The organism is Pseudocolwellia sp. AS88 (genome assembly GCF_030551755.1).
Classification (GTDB): domain Bacteria; phylum Pseudomonadota; class Gammaproteobacteria; order Enterobacterales; family Alteromonadaceae; genus Pseudocolwellia.
Window position 1 is genome coordinate 12283 of record NZ_JAUPEC010000018.1, and the last position, 19710, is coordinate 31992.

At 35.1% G+C, this 19710-nt stretch carries 16 protein-coding genes; 8 read left to right on the plus strand and 8 right to left on the minus strand.

What is annotated here, in order from left to right; all coding sequences use genetic code 11:
* Positions 1-199 precede the first annotated feature (199 nt).
* Positions 200-1840, plus strand: a complete 1641-nt coding sequence (gene pgi / locus Q5N69_RS12870) for a glucose-6-phosphate isomerase (RefSeq protein WP_304369370.1) — start codon at positions 200-202, stop codon at positions 1838-1840.
* Between the two features lie 105 nt (positions 1841-1945).
* Here pgi and Q5N69_RS12875 read toward each other — a convergent pair whose 3' ends face one another.
* From Q5N69_RS12875 to apbC, 5 genes are all read right to left on the minus strand, one after another.
* Positions 1946-2245: a PilZ domain-containing protein gene (locus tag Q5N69_RS12875; RefSeq protein ID WP_304369372.1), complete on the minus strand. Its 300-nt coding sequence runs from the start codon at positions 2243-2245 to the stop codon at positions 1946-1948.
* 357 nt (positions 2246-2602) lie between these two features.
* Positions 2603-4432 carry an SLC13 family permease gene (locus Q5N69_RS12880; RefSeq protein ID WP_304369373.1) on the minus strand — a complete coding sequence of 610 codons (1830 nt, stop codon included), beginning with the start codon at positions 4430-4432 and terminating at the stop codon, positions 2603-2605.
* A 183-nt stretch (positions 4433-4615) separates the two neighbouring features.
* A complete protein-coding gene (locus Q5N69_RS12885) occupies positions 4616-5953 on the minus strand; it encodes a hypothetical protein (RefSeq protein ID WP_304369375.1) in 1338 nt (445 codons plus the stop codon).
* A gap of 248 nt (positions 5954-6201) precedes the next feature.
* On the minus strand, positions 6202-6795 hold the full coding sequence (dcd, locus tag Q5N69_RS12890) for a dCTP deaminase (protein WP_304369376.1): 594 nt from the start codon (positions 6793-6795) through the stop codon (positions 6202-6204).
* 62 nt (positions 6796-6857) lie between these two features.
* Complete coding sequence (apbC, locus tag Q5N69_RS12895; RefSeq protein ID WP_304369377.1) at positions 6858-7898, minus strand: iron-sulfur cluster carrier protein ApbC; 1041 nt, start codon at positions 7896-7898, stop codon at positions 6858-6860.
* A 194-nt stretch (positions 7899-8092) separates the two neighbouring features.
* Between apbC and metG the strand changes: the two genes are divergently transcribed.
* From metG to Q5N69_RS12920, 5 genes are all read left to right on the plus strand, one after another.
* Positions 8093-10213: a methionine--tRNA ligase gene (gene metG, locus Q5N69_RS12900; protein WP_304369378.1), complete on the plus strand. Its 2121-nt coding sequence runs from the start codon at positions 8093-8095 to the stop codon at positions 10211-10213.
* Between the two features lie 179 nt (positions 10214-10392).
* Positions 10393-10788, plus strand: a complete 396-nt coding sequence (gene rcsF / locus Q5N69_RS12905) for an Rcs stress response system protein RcsF (RefSeq protein ID WP_304369379.1) — start codon at positions 10393-10395, stop codon at positions 10786-10788.
* Positions 10789-10792: 4 nt separating this feature from the next.
* On the plus strand, positions 10793-11566 hold the full coding sequence (gene tsaA / locus Q5N69_RS12910; protein ID WP_304369380.1) for a tRNA (N6-threonylcarbamoyladenosine(37)-N6)-methyltransferase TrmO: 774 nt from the start codon (positions 10793-10795) through the stop codon (positions 11564-11566).
* A complete protein-coding gene (locus Q5N69_RS12915) occupies positions 11556-12443 on the plus strand; it encodes a DMT family transporter (protein WP_304369381.1) in 888 nt (295 codons plus the stop codon). Before tsaA ends, Q5N69_RS12915 begins: the two co-directional genes overlap by 11 nt.
* Positions 12444-12471: 28 nt before the next feature.
* The gene (locus Q5N69_RS12920; protein WP_304369382.1) at positions 12472-13599 is read left to right on the plus strand and encodes a DNA alkylation repair protein; all 1128 of its coding nucleotides are present in this window, start codon (positions 12472-12474) and stop codon (positions 13597-13599) included.
* Positions 13600-13629: 30 nt separating this feature from the next.
* Here Q5N69_RS12920 and Q5N69_RS12925 read toward each other — a convergent pair whose 3' ends face one another.
* A complete protein-coding gene (locus Q5N69_RS12925; RefSeq protein ID WP_304369383.1) occupies positions 13630-14619 on the minus strand; it encodes an endonuclease/exonuclease/phosphatase family protein in 990 nt (329 codons plus the stop codon).
* 367 nt (positions 14620-14986) lie between these two features.
* On the opposite strand from Q5N69_RS12925, the gene Q5N69_RS12930 reads away from it, so the two are divergent.
* A complete protein-coding gene (locus Q5N69_RS12930) occupies positions 14987-16099 on the plus strand; it encodes a DUF3083 family protein (protein WP_304369384.1) in 1113 nt (370 codons plus the stop codon).
* Positions 16100-16385: 286 nt separating this feature from the next.
* Here Q5N69_RS12930 and Q5N69_RS12935 read toward each other — a convergent pair whose 3' ends face one another.
* Both Q5N69_RS12935 and Q5N69_RS12940 read right to left on the minus strand, forming a co-directional pair.
* Positions 16386-17330 carry an FAD:protein FMN transferase gene (locus Q5N69_RS12935; RefSeq protein WP_304369385.1) on the minus strand — a complete coding sequence of 315 codons (945 nt, stop codon included), beginning with the start codon at positions 17328-17330 and terminating at the stop codon, positions 16386-16388.
* 193 nt (positions 17331-17523) lie between these two features.
* Positions 17524-18003 carry a hypothetical protein gene (locus Q5N69_RS12940; protein ID WP_304369386.1) on the minus strand — a complete coding sequence of 160 codons (480 nt, stop codon included), beginning with the start codon at positions 18001-18003 and terminating at the stop codon, positions 17524-17526.
* Between the two features lie 272 nt (positions 18004-18275).
* Between Q5N69_RS12940 and ccoN the strand changes: the two genes are divergently transcribed.
* Entirely contained in the window at positions 18276-19700 is a 1425-nt protein-coding gene (ccoN, locus tag Q5N69_RS12945) for a cytochrome-c oxidase, cbb3-type subunit I (RefSeq protein WP_304369387.1), read from the plus strand.
* Positions 19701-19710: the final 10 nt, after the last annotated feature.

Below are 19710 nucleotides of genomic sequence, written 5' to 3' on the forward strand. Positions count from 1 at the left end.
CTTTTTGGTTAGCTGAACAGAGTTTAAAGAAAATAAAATGTGTTAAAAATAATTTGTTGAGCGCCTACGTCCTATTTATTTCATGTAAATAGCCAAGCTCCACAATGAAAATACACATTGTAAAATTTATAAATCCTAGCGTATTAAAATTTATCTTAGTTGTTTAGCAATAAGCAATTACAAAACAGGAATCCCAAAAATGACGTCACGTACATCACTGCCAAGTTGGCAAAAATTAATCTCTCATGCCGAAGAAATGAAGCAGCAACACATGGTTGATTTGTTTGCTAATGATAGTGAGCGTTTTTCAAAATATTCAATTAAAACCCCTGCTTTCTTATTTGATTATTCAAAAAACTTAATGTCAGACGAAACCTTTAAACTACTTTTAGATTTAGTTAAAGATTGTGATATTGAAGATTGGCGCACTAAAATGTTTTCTGGTGAGAAGATTAACAAAACAGAAAATAGAGCAGTTTTACACACAGCATTACGTGATCGTAACAATACGCCAATTATAGTTGATGGTGTAAATGTGATTGAAGAAGTACAAGTTGCTTTAAATCACGTTAAATTATTTAGTGATAAAGTTCGTTACGGCGAATGGGTTGGTTATTCAGGTGAAGCAATAACTGATGTTGTTAGCATTGGTGTTGGTGGCTCAAACCTTGGCCCTGAAATGGTAACTGAAGCTTTAGCTGAATATGGTTCTAAAGATATTCAAATGCACTACGTTTCGAATGTTGATGGAACTCAAGTCGCTAATGTTTTACGCCACTTAAACCCTGAAACTACCTTGTTTATTGTTTCAAGCAAAACCTTTACTACCTCTGAGACTATGACTAACGCAACAACCGCTATGCAATGGTTAGTAGCTGCAGCTTTTGATAAGAACGCGATTGCAAAACACTTTGTTGCGGTATCTTCTAACAAAGAAAAAGCTACTGAATTTGGTATCAAAGAAGAAAATATTTTTGATATGTGGGATTGGGTTGGTGGTCGTTTTTCTTTATGGTCAACTATAGGTTTACCGATTGCTATCGATTTAGGTTTTGAAAACTTTGTTTCATTACTTGAAGGTGCTTACGAGATTGATCATCATTTTTGTACGGCTCCATTAGAGCAAAATGCTCCAGTGATTATGGCAATGCTAAGTGTATGGAATACCACATTCTTAGGCTCACAGTCACAAGTAATTTTACCATACGACCAATCTTTACATCGTTTACCTGCTTATTTACAACAAGCAGAAATGGAAAGTAATGGTAAGTCTGTTTCTTGGGAAGGCGAACGTATTTCGTATACAACAGTACCTGCTATTTGGGGTGAGATTGGCATTAACGGTCAACATGCTTTTTACCAATATTTACATCAAGGAAATACCATTGTTCCTGCTGACTTTATTGGTTCAGTTGAGAGCTTAATCCCTGTTAATAATCATCATGACATTCTAATGTCTAACTTTTTTGCTCAAACTCAAGCCTTAATGCAAGGTGTAACTGAAGAGCAAGTAAGAGAAGAATTAACAGCGAAAGGTATGTCTGTAGAAGAAATAGATAAAGTTGCTGTACATAAAGTACATCAAGGTAACCGCCCTTCTAATACTATTTTAATGCAAAAGCTTACACCTAAAACGTTAGGTAGTTTGATTGCTCTTTATGAACAGAAGATTTTTGTTCAAGGTATTTTGTTGCAGATTTGTTCGTTCGATCAATGGGGTGTTGAACTAGGTAAAGGTTTAGCCAATAAGGTATTAGCTGAGCTTTCTGCTGATGAGTTAAGTGATAATTTAGATAGTTCTACTTACGGTTTATTAGATTTTTATAAATCATCTAAATAAGTTTAACTCAGTAATTATTTTTTGTCGAAAGTGATAAAAATTACGGTTAACGATAGTTCAAGTGAGCTATCGTTAACTTAAATAATTAATGTAAGATCGCAATAGTTAGTCTATTTCTGAGATATTAATACCGAGTAAATAACATTCTTCACTTTCTTGGCTACAACGTACCACTTTTCCTTTTACATCTAACGCTGCAATAGTTCCGCCAGAAGAATCTACATGCACTCTAACAGCCGTCTCTAATTCTAGAGGATGTGGCATTTCAATCGCCATACCTGTGGCACTTAAATCACGACATACAGCTATTACAGTTGAGTTTACTTCGTCGTCTATAATTGTAACGGTAACTTGGCTGTTTATCATCATGCGATAAAAATCGCGATTGTCATCATAATTAATCATTGTTACTCCATAAAACAAAAAGCGATTGATTTGTTATTTATACGTACTGATCACAAGTGTGTCAATTTATAGTCAATCTGTTCATTAAGCATCCCGCTTAACTTTATCTTCAGTATTCATATAATAGTCAAGATAGTTAATAGGTTAACTTATCTAAATCGGCTTTTATGAACAGATATTTTTTAAGTGTAGTTTAGCTTTTAAATTTTGGTATTTTTTTATTGAATATATTTAAACTATTTCTAAAAAGTATGAAATGTATCGAATTAGTGGATAAAAAAACGCTAAATTAGTTGTTAAGCTTAATTTAGCGTTTGTAAGTTGGGTTAACTAAATAGTTAATTTATGCGTTTATCTCTATAGATAAAACCAACTCAATAAGAAGGAAAGAACAACCCACATTAAGATGATTAACGGTATACCAACTTTCATGAAGTCTGAGAATTGATAACCACCTGCGTTCATCACTAAGATGTTAGTTTTATAAGCCATAGGCGTTGCATAACTTAAGTTAGCACCAAACAATACAGCAAGTATGAAAGGTTCTACAGGAACATTTAACTGTTGAGCAACGGATACAGCAATAGGCGTTCCTATAACAGCCGCTGCGTTGTTAGAAACAATATTCGTTAGTACCGCAAGTAACAACATTAACGCTGACAGAATACCTGCTGGCGGTAGTCCAGACGATGCAGCAACAAACACTTGTGCTATATATTCTGCTCCGCCGGTTTGCATCATGGCGGAACCTAGCGCAAGAGAAGCCACCACAATTAATATAACCTGCGTACTTAAAGCGTTAGATATTTCACTCCAATCAAGACACTTGCTTGCTAATAATACTAATACCCCACACATAGAACTTATTGCGATAGGAATTAAACCAACAGCTGCAGATAAAACCACAAAAGCCAGTACCGCAAGCGAAATAGGCGCTTTTTTTGTATAAGGAAGGTTAGCAGCACCATCGATAATTAATAATCCACGAGACTCTTTAAGCTCATTAATTTGCTCAGCTTCGCCTTGCACTAATAATACATCACCAGTTCTGATCGTTACATTACCAATGCTTTGTCTGCCAATCTCCATTGCTTTACCTTCTCGATGTAGAGCAATAACAGAAATACCGTAACGATGAGCAAAGTTAGCGTGTTTTAAAGTTCTACCCACTAAACCTGAAGCTTGTATTACAACAATTTCTGCAAGTATTTGTTTGTCGGCTTTTAATGGGTGATCTTCATCCATTTTATGACTGCCAGAGTAAAGGGTGGCATCAATAACTGATTCAAACTCTTTTAGTTGGTCGGGATAATCATTAACTTGTAAACGATCGCCTACTTTTATTAATGTATCAGGTAAAGGAAATACATTTCTATTGTCTGGGCTACGCTGGATCGATTCAATTTTCATTTGACCGTCCGTTAGCTTAATCAATTCAGCAACAGTTTTACCATTTGCTTCACTTTCTTCATTTATATTTAAATACGCTGTGAATATACGTGGTGATGTGTCAGGTAACGTTGGGCTTCTTTTAGGCAATAACTTAGGTGCAATTATCCATAAATAAGATATCGCCACTGCTGCAGCAATTAACGCAGGTACAATGAAGTCGAACATACCAATACGAGGTAAGCCCATATCGCTAGCAACACTAACTACAAGTAAGTTAGTTGAAGTTCCTATGGTTGTTGTCATGCCACCAACTAATGTTGCAAGCCCCATTGGCAGTAACATAGGTGAAGAGTCTGTTTTAGTCCGTATAGCAACGCTGATCAATATAGGTAATAACAACACAACAATCGGCGTATTGTTAACAACAGCACTTAACGAACCAGCAATAATTAAGGTAAGTAACAAAGATAACGTTGGGCTTATCTTCCATATTTTAGCTAGGTTGCGCCCTACTGGCTCTAATGCTCCTGTCCGAACAAGTGAATGCCCAATGATCATCAAAGCACACACAGTCACTAAAGCTTCATGACCAAAGCCGAAGAATAATGACGAAGGTTCTAAGTGCCCTGCGCTTCCTTCAAAAGGAAAAATAGAAAAAACTAAACACAAAACCACTAACACCGCTAAAGATGATGTTTCTAGAGGGATGTCGTCTCTTCTAAAAAAATATAAAGCAACTACTGTGATGATTAACATCAACAGTGCATGATTATTAGGGATGTCAGGAATATTCAAAAATAACCTCTGGAAGTAAAAATTAACAATATAAAAGAGTAAAATATTGTTAGTGTTATTCGGAGCTTAGCTTGGCTTTAAAAACTAATCAATAAAAGCCAATTAAATAAATGAACCGATAAAAATGGGTACTGATTTAACATTAAGTTAAAAGCTTAAATCAGGCTATGTAAACTTACGCTTTTATCTATATAACGTAAGTTCAGCCAACCTATCATCTAAGAAAGAAATCATTTGTTTATATTCAGTTGATTCCACATCACGATAGTTTTCATTAAATAAATCAGCCGAAATACCTTCTGGAATACCATGTATTTGTGGCATGAAGTCATTTTCCGTTAGGCTATTGGTAATGGTATTTTGTATTTGAAGTGCTGCTACTTCTGATTCGGTAGCCAGTCGAGCAAAGCGAGTTCCTGCTCTGTCTGCCATTAAATCTGCAAAACTAAAGCCACTTCCTCCGGGGTTACTATCTAAAAATTCTTTTAGTTCACCAATAGCATCACTGGCTTTACTATTACCAAATAATTGTAAAGCAACTGAATACATGAAGTGTTTTTGCAGATCGACGCGATTGCGTAAAGTAACTTTTCGTCTTAAAAATGTTCGAGTGTTTCGCTGACTTGAAGTGAGGTTTGATACGTCTCCAACCAGTAATTCAAAGGAGTTAGAACCAAAATAAAGTGCTAATGCCATTAAGGCTGAATAATTTTCTTGAATAGCGCTAGTTGTACCACCGTTAGCATGATCACTAAAGGTTCTAATTTTAGCCAAAGCAAACATGGTTTGAAGATAATAAGGCAGTTCAGTGTTTAAAGCTGATCTGTCTTGCGATAATTCTAAATGTTCAACAAGAGCGCTATGATAATATTTAACTTTTTTAACATCTCCAAAAAGCGCTAAATTATCTCTTAGGGCAAAAAGACCTGACTTTCCTTGTTGTAAATGGTTCATATCATCTGGCACTAGCAAGCTAACTTTTAGATGTTGTTCTTTTAATGTTACCCATTGCACCATAGATACAATTTTAGTACCTAGCTCATCTTGAACAAAAGTATCGACAACCCAACGTGTTAAGGACACTAATTTATTACCTGGCAAGGTTATGCTACCAACAGAAACATTACCTAGCTCTAACCCCTTATCAGACGGATATAAATCACCAGAAACATTCAAATATTTAATAAAGCCGGGTAAAGGTAGTTCAACTGAGATATTAAGCTTAGCGGTTTCGTTTTGAATAATGACATCAGATACGACTTGAGGGAACGCTCTATATACTAGGGCATTTAAACTATTCAGCTCTGCTTGGGATAACGATAAAAGAACAGGTTGTTTTTTTGATTTGATTGAATCAATAAAGCGTTTAGCAGCAGCTTTACTCTCGGTTGCTGCTTGAACATTTACTGTATTATTGTTTTCAAATTTTGGTTTTGACTGTAACGCTACAAGGCCAATTATACTAATAAGAATAATACTAGTAATAAGGAATAAACCTAAGATTTTAAATGTTAATTTCAAGAAGCACCTAATTAAGCCCAGTTCGGGTTAAGCTATTTTACTCAATAATGCTTAAATCACATCATCGAGATAAGGTTTTCATTTTAATATGGCCTTGATTTGAGCATAACCTATAGTTGATATTATGAATCAATGGGATATAAAACCCATTAACCCGAACTGAGGTTAACTAAAAACAGTAGAGCATTTTTAATGCTCTACTTTAAGTCCATTTAATTGTTTGTATTATATAAATATTTATAAAACGACTATTTAGATGACTCGTCTTGGCTAATACGACTAGCTACAGCGCCCTTCTGACCTCTGTATTTTGCGTCATCTCTTTTGTTGTAAGGACGTAAAGCACTTGAAGACATAGTTTCAAAGTTCAACGCCGCTATTTTCATTTTAGGACGCAACGCTAAAGGTAGTTTACCGCTGTTATAAAATTCTAGAACGATTTGACCCGACCAGCCGGGATCAATTCTGTGCGCAGTTACGTGCACCATTAAACCTAAACGCGCTAAAGATGAACGTCCATCTAACCAACCTACAATATCATCAGGCAAAGTAACCGATTCGTAAGTTACTGCTAAAGCAAGCTCGCCTGGATGTAAGAAAAACGCTTCACCATCTGCAATAGTAATTTCATCACTCATAACTGAGTTCATGGCTTTTTGCATTTCAGGCTTAGGGCCACTTAAGTCAATATAAGGCGCGGTATGCTCTTTAAAAACTCTAAACTCGTTGCCTAGTCTTATATCTACACTTACACCTGAGATCATGGAAACATCAGGTTTTGGCTCTATGATAATGTTACCATCAGCAAGTGATTTTTCTATATCTTGATCGGAGAGTCTCATACGTTGTTTTCTACCAGTTAGGTTGCAGCTAAATGAGTTAAAGTAATAATTAATCGTTTCATTTACTTAGACTCAAAACATATATCTGCGGTATTGGGGCTTCTTGCATCGAGTTGATAAAACAATTCAGATGCTACATTGCGCGCTAGTTTACGGTATAACAAGGCTATATCGCTAGTGCTATTTTCTAAAATTGGCGAGCGACCCTTATCTGCGTCTTGTCTAATCTCTATATTTAAAGGAAGTTGACCTAAAAGTGGAATGTTTTTATTTTTCGCGGTGTTGACTCCACCATTCTCACCAAAGAGGTGTGCTTGATGGCCACAATTTTCACATAAGTGATAACTCATGTTTTCAACTAAACCTAAAACAGGCACTTTAACTTTATCAAACATAGTAATGCCTTTAATGGCATCAGTTAATGCAATATCTTGTGGTGTTGTAACAACAATCGCTGCTGCAACAGGTACACTTTGCGATAAAGTTAATTGAATATCACCTGTACCCGGTGGCATATCAACAATAAGGTAATCTAAATCAGGCCAAAGTGTTTCATTTAACAACTGGCTGAAGGCTCTACTTGCCATAGGTCCGCGCCAAACTGTTGCATCTTCTTCACCGACTAATAAGCCAATAGACATAGCAGTTAAACCATTCGCATCGAGTGGAGTGATAGATTTTCCATTGTCGGATGACGGATGCTGACCTTTTAAACCCAACATAGTGGGTATAGATGGGCCATAAATATCAGCATCTAAAATACCAACACTACTACCTTCAGCAATTAGCGCATAGGCAAGATTTACTGCGGTAGTCGACTTTCCGACTCCGCCTTTACCTGATGTAACGGCAATAATATTACTAATACCTTTAAGGTTATGTTGCCTAACAGGTTTTATTTGATAATCGGGTTTAATAATGGTGCTTTGGTTGAGCAATTCAGTCAGTGCATCGCTGATATCGTCTAATTCCCCATCACATGGAAAAGGTAAATCAATATTTACCACAATACAGTTGTCAGCCAGCACAAAAGTAGGCGCTGAACCTATATTGAGAATTCCATCAGGGAAGCAATCAGATTGGTATACATTTAAAAAACTCATAATAGAATCTTGTGATTCTTGAGTAACTGTTTTATTAGAAAAAAACTTAGAGAACATGGATTTCAAGCACTTTTACCCAACTAATGCCAATCAAGTGAATTAATTGGTCACTTAGCAAGAATTATTAATGAAAAGTATCTCTAAATTCTGTACCATTCTCCCCATAATTACCACCTAAAATATGTAAACTTTATATGTCTGAATCAAAGTCATCTCAGATAACGACTGAGAAACGAAAAATATTAGCAACGTGTGCCCTTCCTTATGCCAATGGTTCAATCCATTTAGGCCATTTACTTGAACATATCCAAACTGATATTTGGGTACGTTTTCAACGAATGCGTGGTCACGAAACTTATTTCGTTTGTGCCGATGATGCACATGGCACACCTATCATGCTTAAAGCACAAGAACTAGGTGTTACTCCTGAAGAAATGATCGCAGGTGTACGTGAAGAGCATATGGCAGACTTTGCTGATTTTCATATTAGCTTTGATAACTACCACTCAACTCACAGTGAAGAGAATGAAACCTTTGCTCATGAGATTTACAATACGTTACATGCCAATGGCCATATAAAAACGCGCGTTATCTCGCAATTATATGACCCAGAAAAAGGTATGTTTTTGCCTGATCGCTTTATTAAAGGCACATGTCCTAAATGTAAGAGCGAAGATGAAAACGGCGATAGCTGTGATAACTGTGGTGCTACTTATTCACCTACTGATGTTATTAATCCGCGTTCAGTAGTTTCAGGCGCAACTCCTGTATTAAAAGATTCAGAACATTACTTTTTTGATTTGCCAGCGTTTGAAGAAATGCTACAAAACTGGACCCGCAGTGGTGCTTTACAAGAAGAAATGGCGAACAAGTTAGCTGAATGGTTTGAATCTGGACTTAACCAATGGGATATCAGTCGTGATGCACCTTACTTTGGTTTTGAAATTCCAAATGCTCCTGGTAAATACTTTTACGTTTGGTTAGACGCACCTATTGGTTACATGGGCAGCTTTAAAAACTTATGTAATAAATCAAACATCGACTTTGATAGCTTTTGGAATAAAGATTCTGATGCTGAACTTTATCATTTCATTGGTAAAGACATCATCTATTTCCACAGTCTATTCTGGCCTGCAATGCTTGAAGGCGCTGGCTACCGTAAACCTACTTCGGTATTTGCTCATGGCTTTGTTACAGTTAACGGCGCTAAAATGTCTAAATCAAAAGGCACCTTTATTAAAGGTCGTACGTATTTAGATCATTTAAACCCAGAATATTTACGTTACTACTATGCAGCTAAATTAACTAGTCGTATTGATGACTTAGATTTAAACCTGGAAGACTTTGCACAGCGTGTAAACTCTGACTTAGTTGGTAAAGTTGTTAACATCGCGTCTCGTTGTGCTAGCTTTATTTCAAAACGTTTCGACGGCATGTTATCAACCAATATTGATGACCAAGCATTAGCTGACGAAGTAATGAATGCTGGTGACAGTATTGCGCAACATTACGAAAATCGTGATTTTAGTCGTGGTATGCGTGAAATAATGGCGCTTGCTGATAAAGTGAATGAATACATTGCAGTTAAAGAACCATGGCAGCTTGTTAAAGACGAAACAAAGCAACAAGAAGTTCAAGATATTTGTTCTCTTGGTATTAACATGTTCCGTACATTAATGATCTACTTAAAACCGGTTCTACCTAAGCTTGCAGAAAGCACTGAAGCATTCTTAAATGATGAATTGCTTTGGGAAGGTCATAAAGTTTTATTAACAGATCATAAAATCAATAAGTTTAAAGCTTTATTACAGCGTGTTGATATGGACAAAATTAATGCCATGACCGACGCTTCAAAAGACAATCTTGCTGTAACAGAAGAAAAAGCAAAACCAGTAAAAGAGAAAAAGAAAAAACCTGCAGCGGTTGAAAAGCCTACAATGGATTTCAATAACCCGTTAGCATCTGATCCTATTTCTCCAGAAATTAGTTTTGATGACTTTGCTAAACTTGATTTACGTATTGCTAAAATAGTTAAAGCTGAACATGTTGAAAAAGCAGATAAGCTATTAAGATTAGAACTTGCTTTAGATTCAGTTGAAGGTGGTGAAACTCGCCAAGTATTCGCGGGTATAAAATCAGCTTATCAACCTGAAGATCTTATTGGCAAGTTAACAGTTATGGTTGCTAACCTTGCTCCTCGTAAAATGCGCTTTGGTATGTCAGAAGGTATGGTATTAGCAGCAGGACCTGGCGGTGAAGACTTATGGATATTAAATCCTGAAGACGGAGCTCAACCTGGTATGCGAGTTAAGTAACCTTAGTCCAGTTAATAACAGGTAAAATAATAAGGCGAACCTGTGTTCGCCTTATTTGTATTTGACAGCTAATATTTAACAGTTCAGTTCAAGCATGACTGTCTAGTACTTTATTATCAAAAAGAACTCTTAGTAATTCGCTAATGGTTTAATTCTTCAACCACCTAAATGGAACTGCAATGAAAAACACACTTTTAGCCTTACTCGCCTTATCATTGTTAGCAAGCTGTAGTAGCAAATTTGATACGAGTACCAATTTAGATGCTGAAAACTTTACTAACTACTTTGCGCCATCAAAAGTTAAAATCTATGCGTCTGCTGCTGATATTACTGGTCCACATAAATACCTAGGTGTAGTTGAAGGTGAAGATTGTCAACTTAAAGCCCATCATGCAAAACCAAACGAAATTATTGCTCGCACAGATGCGAGAAAAAAAGCCAGTGAACTAAAAGCGAATGCAATTGTATTCAGTGGTTGCACTATGCTTACCGGTGGCAGTACAGCAAAACAATGTATTGCTACAACCGTTTGTTACGGACAAGCTTATTACTTAAAACCCACTTCTACGAATTAAAAACATGCCAAACAGCATAGCGTTAAATTACATTGGCAAGGTTTCCTCTCCTTACAAAGAAAAGTTTGCGATACCAAGACAACCGGGTTTAGTTAGTGCTGCAAAAGGCAGTATTACATTGCTAGGTGATGCAAATACACCTGAACTTGTGAGAGGGCTAGAAGCTTTTAGTCATATCTGGGTGATATTCATTTTTCATGGTACTCAAGAACAAGGTTGGAAACCTCTAGTAAGACCGCCTCGTTTAGGTGGTAATGCTAAAATTGGCGCGCTAGCTACACGTTCTACTTTTAGACCCAACCCTGTAGGAATGTCTGTAGTTAAGCTTGATAGCATTGATGTTATTACTAATAAAGACTGTCCTAAAAGATCTAAAAATGTGGTGTTGAGTATTTCAGGGTTAGATTTGTTAGACGGCACACCTGTAATAGATATAAAACCTTATATTCCTTATTCTGATGCCTTGGTACATGCACAAGCAAGCTATGCTCAAGAAACCCCTAAAAAAACAATTATGGTTAGTTTCAGTGATGAAGCAACAAGCTCAATTCAATATTTAAACAAAACATACCCTGAACTTGAAAACTTCATAGCTCAGATACTTGAGCAAGATCCCCGCCCTGCTTATAAACAGAATAAACAAGACGATAAGATATACGGCATGTTGATTTACGATTTAAATGTCCAATGGCAGTTTGTTAGTTTATCTGAAATCTCGGTGATCAATATTAGCCGCGTAATTAACCACATAGACAATGAAGTAAATAATGACAACTAGACCATTAATAGAGTTACCTTTATTAGCTTCTATATGGGGCGCTTCATTTATCTTTATGAAAATAGGAAGTCCTGAATTTGGACCTTTTCTATTTATGGCAATGCGTACACTGGTAGCTAGTCTATTTCTGATCCCAATTTTATTTATAGCTAAAAAGCAATCTGCTTTGTCAGGTTACTGGGCGAAGATATTTATTGTGGGTTCTCTCAATACAGCGATTCCGTTTGTATTATTTGGTTGGGCAACATTAACCCTGTCAGCAGGTAATACTGCAGTACTTAACGGAACAACACCTATGTTTGGTGCTTTAGTAGCTTACTTTTGGTTAAAAGATACATTAAGTTTCAGTGCTATTTTAGGTATATGCATCGGCTTTTTAGGTGTGTACTTTTTAATGTTTGATAAAATAATCGATGAAAACTCTAATGTGCTGCTACCGACTATCGCCGTTATGGTTGCCGCCTTGTGCTATGGTATATCAGCGAGTTATACCAAAATGTATTTAGGAGGGATAAGTCCTATAGCATTAGCAGCTGGTAGCCAAATCAGCGCAACAATACTTTTATTACCAATAAGCTTATTTTTCTTACCCGATACTATGCCTTCATCACCAGCAATATTATCCGTAATTGCATTAGGTGTTTTATGTACAGGCATCGCTTACACCATATTTTTCAGATTAATCGCTGTTATAGGACCAACTAAAACTATTTCAGTTACTTATTTGATCCCAGTGTTTGGTATTGCTTGGGGGATGATATTTCTAGGTGAAACCATTAATCAATGGACATTATTAGGTGCTGCACTTATTTTATCAGGCGTGGCATTAACAACAGGTGTTCTTAATTTAAGATTTCTAAACAGATTAGTTAAATAAACAGGTATCAAGACAGATAAGGTAAAACATGGAGTTAATGAAGAACGGCTTAGCGCAACCTGCTATAAGTAGAATAAGTAATGCCTTAACTAAAGTAATAAATAACTTTGATGCTCAAACATTTGAGCAGAGTTGCTTAAATGGCTTAAATGAACTTGAGTTAAAGGCACGCGTTAACCATATTATTTCAATTCTTCATGACTATTTACCTGAAAACTTTCCTAAAGCTGCTGAGATACTTATAAGTATTGCTGACGTATGGGATTTTGGAAATGCGGAGGATTCACTTAAAAGCTTTGCAGCATGGCCAATTATCGATTATTTCAGCATTTATGGATTGGAACATCCTGAAGAATCTTTATCAGGACTTAAACAACTCACTCATTTACATTCAGCTGAATTCGCTATACGTGCATTTATCGTTAAGTACCCAGAATACTGCCTTCAACAATTTACCTTATGGGTAAAAGATGAGAGTGAAGATGTGCGACGTTTAGTATCAGAAGGCACACGCCCCAAACTGCCTTGGGGATTACAGCTGAAACAATTTGTTGTAGATCCAACGCCTAACTTACCTTTATTAACAAGTTTAAAATCAGATGCTAGTTTATATGTAAGGCGATCTGTTGCAAATCACTTAAATGATATTGCCAAAGATCATCCTGACGTTGTCATCAACACATGTAAACAATGGACAAATGATAAAAACAAAAGTAATAAAAAAGAAATAGATTGGGTTATCAAGCATGCCACCAGAACATTAGTTAAAAATGGCTGTGCGGAGGTATTCCCATTATTAGGCTTTACAGAAAATCCTGAAGTGTGTATTGATGAAATAGTATTATCAAATTCTATTGTAAAACTCGGTGGAACGATAAGCTTTGAAACGAATATTCACAGTGTAAGCCACAAGCCTCAACACTTTGTTATTGATTACGAAATTCACTTTGTTAAAGCTAACGGAAAGCAACAAGGTAAGGTATTTAAGCTGAAAAATGTAACTTTACAGCCAAATGAAAGGGTTAAGATAAGTAAGTCGTTTTCATTTAAAGCAATTACAACACGTAAATATTATATTGGTGAGCATAAAATTGAATTGCTCGTAAACGGTAAAGCCATTGCAGCAGCTAAAAACTTCGATCTTGTTTCGTCTTAAAACGTTTATACAACAAGTTTTAGAAAAACATTAGGGTAAAGAAATAACCGTCATAATCGCTCTATGATCTCCACCTAATGAAGGCATAACATCTGCTTGTTCAATAGTAATATTATTAGAAGTTAAGGTGTGATCTATTCTTACACCATGCCACGAAGTATATTTAGTGTAATTAATCCCGAAACCAGCGCTATCTAATGCATTTTTATAAACTGAGAAATAATCTCGGTATAAACTTTCATTGGTTGTCATGTTGAAATCACCTGCCATAACGAAATTAGACTGGCTACTAGCCCAAGCAGTAAGCATTGAAGCTTCTAAGGATTTGTTTTCGCGAAATCTTTCAATATTTTTCATCGTAATAGACAAGCCCATCAGATCTGATAAAAGATGGCGTGGAGTCTCCAAATGAACATTCATTAGAGGCAGAGTTGCTCCATTTATATTAAGTTCATAATAAGTAGCAAAATTACCCCACCCTCCAAATATTCTTCTACTGAATTCCCCTACTTTTTTAAAAGGATATTTACTCACAATGCATAAACCTTTGTCGCACTGATATTCCCAAGTTGAATCAAAAACATTATCTATATTGTTTTGGTAAGTTTCTTGGAATAGAAATATATCGGGATTTTCACGTACTATTAATGTTTCTAAGTATTTAGATCGACTACCGCCTCCCATATTTAATGAGAGTATTTTCAATGATGATGATTCTTGAGCACTTGATTGAATATTGATATTAATATCTTGGAAATGAACCAAAACAATAACGTAAGCTATTAAGAAATAACGATAAGGCTTAGTTAAAAATTTCCAAAAAAAGAACATTGGTAATAAGAGGATCAAAAACATCCATCGAGGAGATAAATATAGCGTATATTCAAAAAGCTGAATGAGTTCGATAAAGGCAAGATATGGAAGAACAATAATTAAAACAGTAATAAAGGTTAATAAATAAAACCAAACTTTACTGAATATATTACTCGTAAGAACATCCTTAATTCTGAGTATAAACATAAATTAATCAATAAATCTTTAATATATAAAACATTATAAACATAGTTTATTTCATAACTACAGAAGATTAGCTAAGCAATTTATAAGACTGCTATATACATCCTTACACAAATTGGGTATAAACATTATCATGTAATATAAGAGTAATAAAAATTCACTATTATATTCACATTGAAAATTCACTTTATAATCAATATGATTCCAGTGATTTACTATAATAATAAAACTATTTCGAACCTATTTTAACTTAGAATAGGGATAAAACATTTGTTGGATCTTAATTAGCGCTGACTAATACTTTTGTCATCTGTTAATCATAAAGATTCACTATAATTGTAAAAATTAAACAACTTAAGGGATTTTTTTCATGGCTTCATCTCGTATGAGAAGTGCTCAGCACAAAGCATTTATTCCATCTTTAGCTCGCGAGAATCAATATTTACTTGCTAAGTTCCCAGTTACTGATGAATTAATTGCTAAATTCTCCGACCCTTCAGAGAAATATTCAGATCAACCTTACTTATCTTTTTATAAAAAACTTTCAAAGTTATTTTTTGACATAAATGAAGAACTCCACATCGAAAGTGGTCAGTTTGTGGGTAATGATAAATTTACTCGTGTTCGTTTTAGTCCTGAAAAGATGACAGTACAAACAAAACAACAAATATTGTTTTTATATAACTCTCGTTTCCACCAAAGTGAACATGCATATTTTAATGTAAGTAGAAGAGCTAAAAAGATCACACTAGTTTTCTTATCTAACGGTACAGACATTCGTCATGACTCTGCTAAGTTCCACAAAAAAGTACTTAAAGCAGTTAGCATGTTTGCAGAAAAGGCAGGTATCGAAAAAGAAAAATTCCGTGTTTGTGATCACCAGCATTTAACTTTTGACCTTTTCGCTAAAGAAAAAGGCGACGAAGGTTTACAAGTTCACAAACTTAGACCTTTAAGTAAAAGATACGCAACTGATGGCGTTGATTTACCTGAAGATGATAGTGCATTAACTTACGCTGTTGCAGATATCCGCTTTAACCGTAGAATTAAGCAACTTGTTGATAAAAAAGAATTAGACAAAGAAAACTATGGTGCTCTTTATAGTTTTATTTCTGATGCCTTTATAAGCTCAGCTAAGCAAAATAACTTAAATAACGGTGCTGTAATTGCAAATGGTTTAACGCCTATTGTTAGAATGACTGATGATGAATTTGTTTCAGTTAATGGTGAGCTAATCAATTTAGGTTTCAACCCTGAGCATGAACCTTGTGGTTTTTCATGTCAGTGGGATGCAAATAAGCTAGTTGAAAAAGTACAATTTGTATTTGTTGCAACAAGAGCTGATCAAACTTCACATGGTTACGGTAAGTTTTTGAATCAAGTTGAAGATACATTAGACTCATTAGCGAAAAAACTAGAAATGGTTCGTGATAAAGAACAATTAATTCTTCGTATAAACCAACATGTTGGTTTTGATTACTAAGTTTTAATTTCACCTTTACTTAGGTGACTCCGAGCAATAATTTAAGAAGCGTTATTTTTAATTAAATAACGCTTTTTTGTTTTTAACATCAATACTTAAAGTGATACCAAACGCATTAATAAATTGACCTATTTTATACGAAGAATAAATGGTCAAATACAAGGCATTTATTTTAATAACTAGTTGTTCTAATTATTAAATAAATAACGATGTAGTTGGTCATTTAAACAAGTATAAATGATCAATTGGTTATTACGATTGGTATGAGTTTAAAGGGAATTAAACATTAACGTACAGCCCAATACTTAACGTCTTGCTCTTCTAAATACACTTCAGCATTTTCACCTTGCAGTATGGATAAAGTTGCTAAGATGCCAGCTTGTACACACTGTTGTGATGCAACGGTTATAGATCTTGGCGCATCACAAATTGAATGTCCTGTTTTGGCATTAAGAATGTGACTGTACCTAACGCCATCTTTTTCAAGAAAACGTTTAGCATTACCACTGGTAGCTAAAGCACCTTGAAATAAAGAAACAACCATCTCAGTTTTGTTTTCAAAACCAGGATGTTCTACACCGATCACCCAAGGTTTGTTTTCAGAGGGAGGTTTAGTTGCAGCTAAATCACCACCTAAATTAACAAGTACAGCAGCATCTGTGATTTCTTTGATAAGTAAAATACAGCGATCTACGGCGTATTCTTTACCTATCCCACCAAAATCTATCTCCATTCCTGCAGGTAAATTAATACCCTGTTCTGTAAAATTAACCTTATGCCAGCCTACGTGAACTAATTGCTTATCAATTTGTTGTTGTGATGGAATGTTATCGCTGCAGTCAAAGTGCCAAACTTTGCGGAGAACGCCCGAAGAGATATCAAATAAACCGTCACTTAACTTGTAGCAAACATCAGCAAAATTTAATAATAATGCGGTTTCATTATCTAATGAGACTGTTTTGCCTTCGCTTGCATTTATTTTGCTGCAAATACTTTGTTTATTATAACGACTGTACTTATCTTCAATGCGCCAAACTTCGTTAGTAATAGATCGAGCTAAATGATTAATTATTTCTGGAACTGGTTTATTATTTGTTGGTTTATTCAAGGATTTACTATCTAATAATTCTGGAATTTCTACCAAAACTTCACAAGGGCTCGCCATTGCAAAAAAAGATATTTTGTAATGCTGGCTAGTATATTCGATAGCAAATTTACGTGTATTACTCATATAAAATGAAGCCTGTTTTTATAATAAAGATTAAATAAGTGTTAGATGGTTAAATAATTAAAACCATAAGTTGTTGAGCTAGTGTAAAAAGATAAAATAAGATATAAGACACAAAAAAAGAAACGCGTTACACATTAATTACTGATAATAAACATCATTTATAATAGTCAGTTAGTATCACTTAACACTTCTTTTAAAATCTCAAACTATCAAATTCCACAGTAAAATGCTCAATTAACGATTCACCATTTGGATCTTCGAGTGTAATTTTGAAATAAATTACCCAGCGCATTTTTTCTTCACTACAACTTCCTAGCATAGTATCGGCTATATAATGTTGTTTTTGTTCTTTGGTATTAACTAGTGCTTGTTGGAAAAATAACGGTACTTTTCCCATAAACATATTCTTGCCTTCCATATGAGCTGATATGTTTTTTATTGTATTTTTTGTTTGTGAAATTAACGAAATATTAAATGGTGTTTCGGTAATAACTGGCTCTTGATTAAATAAAAGAGAAAAATCACCAGAAGCAGATTTTATAAAACAATTACTCTGACTTGAGATACATTTTGGCTCAATAACCTTTTCTTTTATTTCTTTACTTTTTTCGCATCCCAAACACAGGCATAATATAAACACGAGTGTGGAATAAACTGCTATAATTTTAAACAATATTTAATTACCTTTAATCATAATTCTTAATAATTTACGCTATTTTAGCGCTGTTTTTAATCGTCAATCGTTTTTTTTATGATTTAGAACAATATTTCAGCTTTTGAGTAATGACTTTAGTCGATTAAATGTCTATCATTTCGCGCTTGTTTTCTATGGATTGTGTAATATGTGTTTCGCTGGTCTATAAATAATATTTACCAGTAAAAATTACGATTTACGCATGATCAGATACTTTAAAATAATTAATAATTTATATGTGGAACCAAAACATGAGTCAAAGTAATACGTCTGCAGTTGATTACAACATGAATGTTGTTCGTCAATTCACTGTTATGACTGTAATCTGGGGATTCGTAGGTACATTAATTGGTGTGATTATCGCTGCTCAACTTATTTGGCCAGCTTTAAATTTCGAAACACCTTGGCTTACCTACTCCCGTTTACGTCCTCTTCATACTAATGCGGTAATTTTTGCATTTGGTACTAGCGCCCTGTTTGCTACTTCTTATTACGTAGTACAAAGGACATGTAAAGTTGCATTGTTTGGTGGAAAGCTAGTCTCTTTCACTTTCTGGGGGTGGCAAGCAATAATTGTTTTAGCAATTATTACTTTACCTATGGGTTACACCAGTAGTAAAGAATATGCTGAATTAGAATGGCCAATCGATATTTTGATTGCTGTAGTATGGGTTTCTTATGCCATTGTCTTCTTCGGTACGCTAGTTAAACGTACAACATCACATATTTATGTAGCTAACTGGTTCTTTGGTGGTTTCATATTAACGGTTGCAGTACTTCACATCGGTAACAGCATGGTAATTCCTGTATCCATGTTTAAGTCGTACTCAATTTATTCTGGTGCTATTGATGCAATGATGCAGTGGTGGTACGGACATAATGCCGTTGGTTTCCTATTAACAGCTGGTTTCTTAGGTATGATGTATTACTTTGTACCAAAACAAGCTGAACGCCCTGTTTACTCTTACCGTTTATCTATTGTTCACTTTTGGGCATTGGTATCGTTATATATTTGGGCTGGTCCACATCATCTTCATTACACGGCTTTACCTGATTGGGCTCAATCAGTTGGTATGGTAATGTCTATCGTATTATTTTTACCATCTTGGGGTGGTATGATTAACGGTATTATGACCCTTTCTGGCGCATGGCATAAACTTCGTCATGATCCTATTTTACGTTTCTTAATTGTTTCATTATCTTTCTACGGTATGTCTACGTTTGAAGGCCCTATGATGGCAATTAAATCAGTTAACGCGCTTTCTCATTATACCGATTGGACTATTGGTCATGTTCATTCTGGTGCTTTAGGTTGGGTTGCTATGGTTTCAATTGGTGCTATGTACCACTTAATTCCTATCTTATTTAACCAAGGTCGCATGTATAGCATTCGTTTAATCAACATTCATTTCTGGATGCACACTACAGGTATTGTACTTTACATTGTAGCTATGTGGATTTCAGGTGTAATGCAAGGTTTGATGTGGCGTGCGGTAAATGCTGACGGTACGTTAACGTATAGTTTTGTAGAAAGCTTAACAGCTTCATACCCATTCTACTTTATCCGATTTATTGGTGGTGTTTTAGTGGTAGCTGGTTTTGGTTTGATGATTTTCAACATGATCAAAACAATTTACGCACAAGACGGTAGTCTTAAAAAAGTAGAAATGGCATAAGGGGGCTATG

What these genes read in the sequence shown, in the direction of transcription:
- pgi (WP_304369370.1), top strand. Translation starts at nt 200, where the DNA reads ATGACGTCACGTACATCACTGCCAAGTTGGCAAAAATTAATCTCTCAT.
- Q5N69_RS12875 (WP_304369372.1), bottom strand. Translation starts at nt 2,245, where the DNA reads ATGATTAATTATGATGACAATCGCGATTTTTATCGCATGATGATAAAC.
- dcd (WP_304369376.1), bottom strand. Translation starts at nt 6,795, where the DNA reads ATGAGACTCTCCGATCAAGATATAGAAAAATCACTTGCTGATGGTAAC.
- apbC (WP_304369377.1), bottom strand. Translation starts at nt 7,898, where the DNA reads ATGAGTTTTTTAAATGTATACCAATCTGATTGCTTCCCTGATGGAATT.
- metG (WP_304369378.1), top strand. Translation starts at nt 8,093, where the DNA reads ATGTCTGAATCAAAGTCATCTCAGATAACGACTGAGAAACGAAAAATA.
- rcsF (WP_304369379.1), top strand. Translation starts at nt 10,393, where the DNA reads ATGAAAAACACACTTTTAGCCTTACTCGCCTTATCATTGTTAGCAAGC.
- tsaA (WP_304369380.1), top strand. Translation starts at nt 10,793, where the DNA reads ATGCCAAACAGCATAGCGTTAAATTACATTGGCAAGGTTTCCTCTCCT.
- Q5N69_RS12915 (WP_304369381.1), top strand. Translation starts at nt 11,556, where the DNA reads ATGACAACTAGACCATTAATAGAGTTACCTTTATTAGCTTCTATATGG.
- Q5N69_RS12920 (WP_304369382.1), top strand. Translation starts at nt 12,472, where the DNA reads ATGGAGTTAATGAAGAACGGCTTAGCGCAACCTGCTATAAGTAGAATA.
- Q5N69_RS12925 (WP_304369383.1), bottom strand. Translation starts at nt 14,619, where the DNA reads ATGTTTATACTCAGAATTAAGGATGTTCTTACGAGTAATATATTCAGT.
- Q5N69_RS12930 (WP_304369384.1), top strand. Translation starts at nt 14,987, where the DNA reads ATGGCTTCATCTCGTATGAGAAGTGCTCAGCACAAAGCATTTATTCCA.
- Q5N69_RS12935 (WP_304369385.1), bottom strand. Translation starts at nt 17,330, where the DNA reads ATGAGTAATACACGTAAATTTGCTATCGAATATACTAGCCAGCATTAC.
- ccoN (WP_304369387.1), top strand. Translation starts at nt 18,276, where the DNA reads ATGAGTCAAAGTAATACGTCTGCAGTTGATTACAACATGAATGTTGTT.